Here is a 3,199-nt window from a genome sequence, read left to right as displayed (position 1 = left end):
CCGCGACAGACGAGTGGGACGAAAGCATGCACCTGTCCCAAACGATCGTCCCCTGGAGCGCTGATTGGCTCGCCTGCTACGAGTTGTGGCTCATGACCGGTCGCTGGACCGGCGGCGGACGTCACCCGACTCCTCGTGCAGCAGGAGTTGCATCATGACCTACCAGCCGCCCCGCCGTTCTGACGGCACCCTTCAGCAGACGCGAAAGAAGGAGCCGTGGCCGGAAGGCCGGATTTTCCGCATCTTGTCCATCGACGGCGGAGGCATCAAGGGTGTGTTCAGCGCATCCTATCTGGCCGAGATCGAGAGGCGTTTCCTGGACGGGCAGTCGATTGCCAGCCATTTCGACATGATCACCGGCACGTCGACCGGCGGCATCATCGCGCTCGCGCTCGCGGCAGGTATGACTGCCCGGCAGGCTGCCGAGATCTACACCCAACGAGGGTCCGTGATCTTTCCGAGGGGCGGGGGCATTTTTGATCTCCCGCGGTGGTTGCGGCACCCGAAGCACGACCAGAACGTCCTGAAGGACGAGCTTTTGAAGGTGTTCGGCGAGCGTCTTCTGGACGATGCAACGACGCGCCTTGTGATCCCGAGCTTCGAGGGTCGCTATGGAGAGCCCTACATCTACAAAACCCCGCACCACCCCGATTACAAGAAGGACCGGCACGCCAAAGCCTCGCATGTTGCGCTGCATACGTCGGCTGCGCCGGGATACTATCCCGGGGTCGAGAATGACGGCCACATCATGATCGACGGCGGCATCTGGGCGAACAACCCTGTTATGAATGCCGTGGTCGATGCGCTCGCCTGCTACGATCTCCCGCGGGAAGACATTCGCGTTTTGTCCATCGGCACGGGAGACGAGGTCCTTGGGCTCGACGAAGGCGTCCGGAAAGGGGGCCTCTTGCGCTGGGTATTTCCCGGGCTGAGCAAGGCGCCGATGATCTTTCGCGCGGCGGCGAAGGCCCAGTCTCACAACGCCCTTGGCCAGGCCTACCTTCTCATCGGCAAGCAGAATGTTGTTCGCATCGATCCGCCAGAATCGGAAAACCCCATAGGCCTCGATGATGTCGATCGCGCAGTAACAGAACTGCCCCGGCTGGCGCGTTCGCATGCCGAGGCGACCGGGCACTACGTCAACCAGATCTTCCTCGGCGACGCGGCGGACCGTTTCGTGAAGTGTGCGCTGTCATAGCGTCCGAACGAACCGCTGCAGATGGTCGGCTGCTTTTAGGATAACCAACAGCTCATTGTAATGGCCGGAATGGGGGCGCGTTGCCGCCGAAACTCATTGAACCCTGTGAACGGCAGCTTTCGCAGCGAAGTGACCCGAAACCTGCCAGTTCGCAAACCACCCCATTGCGGAAATACGTCTCGCACACCTCCAGACTCGTGGACGGCCGCGCAGCGAACGGAAATTGAAACTGTTAGATGAAAATCACGCCCTTGACGGGCTCAAACCCTCGCGAAAGCAGGCTTTCTTCCGATTGAAACCGGGAAGTAAAGCGAAAACAACCGAGGCCTTGGCCCGCTTGGATGAGCGGTTGGCGCGTTCTCCTATTCGCGAAGGGGTGGATCGAGCGTCAGAACTTTGTCGACGCGGCCGCAGCACTCTGGCTCGAGGGTGAGCTTGTCCATCTTGAAGATCTTGTCTTGCACACCGTCCATATGGATGTTCGCGCGCCGACCCACGAACTTACACCTGCACATGCCGTGGTGCGCGCCCGCCCACCTGATTGGGCGCTCGGCCCGGACGGACTGCGACAGCTCATCGGTCGCTGCGTCTTGGCCGGGTCAAAACAAAAGACTCTCGGGAAGGGGAGGGCGCCGCTGCGATCGAAACCAAACTCAGCGATCCGATTGAGGCATAAGGGATAGACCAGCTGGAGCGAAGAATTCGCGGCAATTGACGCGGTGCTTGAGCGCCACCAAGGTGCTGGAAGGCAAGGCCGTGCCAGCCCGAAAAGAGAACAGACGCTCGGCCGACGCTGGTTTACGACCTCGACTGGAACGAGGACGCGCGGCTTTGAGAATGGCAGGATATCGTCGTAGATACGCGGGCATTGCCGGTGGCGATGCGCGTGGCCATCCTGCTCGAGGCATGGTCCGAGATCGAGGTGCTGAACAACGCGAGCTGGCTTGAGCCGCTGCCGGTCGCCGCGCTGCTTCCGCAGGAGGGCCTTGCCGCGGCGGAGCGACGGTTGCGTGAACGTCGCGAGTTCAAAATTGCCCGATATGGTCGATTTAGTACTATACGGCCGATCGTCTCGTCTCGACCAGCCTGATTCAGGATAGGCAAAAGGTCCCGAAGCTGGGCGTACTCAATCCGGTTGGAGAACTCGGCCTGCGCGAGAGGACGGGACGGAGAGGTTCTAGAGCCCGTATGATACTCAGCGTGTCATGCACTGCTAATAAAAGAAGGAATTTCCACGTGGAGCCCGGCGCCCAGATTTCGTCACGCGTTCAAAATGCGCTCGCCAAAATTTCGACCGAGCACAGCATATCCTGTTTCACCGGGCTCGGTCGAAAAAAGAGCTACTTTTGCGAATGCTCATGTGCGGTCGTGGAATGGTTATGCGCCTTAAGGCTGTGCTCCTTGGCGGTGCTGGCGTGCGTTTTGGCCTCATCATGTCTGCCCGTATCATGATGATGCTCAGCTTGACGATGATGGTGGGCCGCCGCCTCATGATGCGCGGCCGCGTTTTGATGATGTTCACTGGAAGAGTGCTTCGTCGTGGTCGCCATAGTTAAATTCCTCTTGTGTCATTCGATGCATCAGTGCTTGCCGTTTTCCAACGTGGCAGCAGAGCAAACGTTCCGCAGTCGATGGGCTCTTAAACCGGTGCCGCCTTCTGCCCCAGCGACGGGATTTCGAGCCACGAGCACATCGGCGCCTTTAATCCAGCCGGACATTGGATTTTTGCGGCGTGGAGGGGCTCAACGTAGCACCACGCGTTGTTCCGGAAACACGTGGAGCGGGATGCAATTCAGTCGCGGTCCTTACTGCGCAGCCGTAGACCGCGGTCTAGCACGCGGTTGAGCATGTGCTACGTCAGGTGCGGGCGCTTTCTCTATGCCGATCAGGGGAGCGGTCCAAATGAGGCTTGGGCGTATTTTCGTGGATGCTCGAAGACAGCCGGTCCTCGGTATGGCATTCCTTAGCTTGAGCCAGAATAACTCCATATTGATTGGAACG

Annotated in this window: 4 protein-coding genes; 3 read left to right on the top strand and 1 reads right to left on the bottom strand. The window is 59.5% G+C overall.

Going from position 1 to position 3,199, the window contains the following annotated elements; translation table 11 throughout:
* From ACODTY_RS23600 to ACODTY_RS23590, 3 genes are all read left to right on the top strand, one after another.
* Positions 1-158, top strand: a 158-nt coding sequence (locus ACODTY_RS23600) for a type II CBASS E2 protein (RefSeq protein WP_488996610.1), incomplete at its 5' end; no start/stop codon positions are given.
* The gene (locus tag ACODTY_RS23595; protein WP_488996609.1) at positions 155-1,198 is read left to right on the top strand and encodes a CBASS cGAMP-activated phospholipase; all 1,044 of its coding nucleotides are present in this window, start codon (positions 155-157) and stop codon (positions 1,196-1,198) included. The genes ACODTY_RS23600 and ACODTY_RS23595, both read left to right, overlap by 4 nt.
* A gap of 886 nt (positions 1,199-2,084) precedes the next feature.
* The gene (locus tag ACODTY_RS23590) at positions 2,085-2,288 is read left to right on the top strand and encodes a hypothetical protein (RefSeq protein ID WP_488996608.1); all 204 of its coding nucleotides are present in this window, start codon (positions 2,085-2,087) and stop codon (positions 2,286-2,288) included.
* A gap of 250 nt (positions 2,289-2,538) precedes the next feature.
* On the opposite strand, the gene ACODTY_RS23585 is transcribed toward ACODTY_RS23590, so the two are convergent.
* Entirely contained in the window at positions 2,539-2,748 is a 210-nt protein-coding gene (locus tag ACODTY_RS23585; RefSeq protein ID WP_488996607.1) for a hypothetical protein, read from the bottom strand.
* Positions 2,749-3,199 lie beyond the last annotated feature (451 nt).

This window comes from Mesorhizobium sp. FG116, assembly GCF_057809835.1.
The sequence above is the reverse complement of the archived record's forward strand: the minus strand, read 5'-3'. Positions and strand labels throughout refer to the sequence as shown.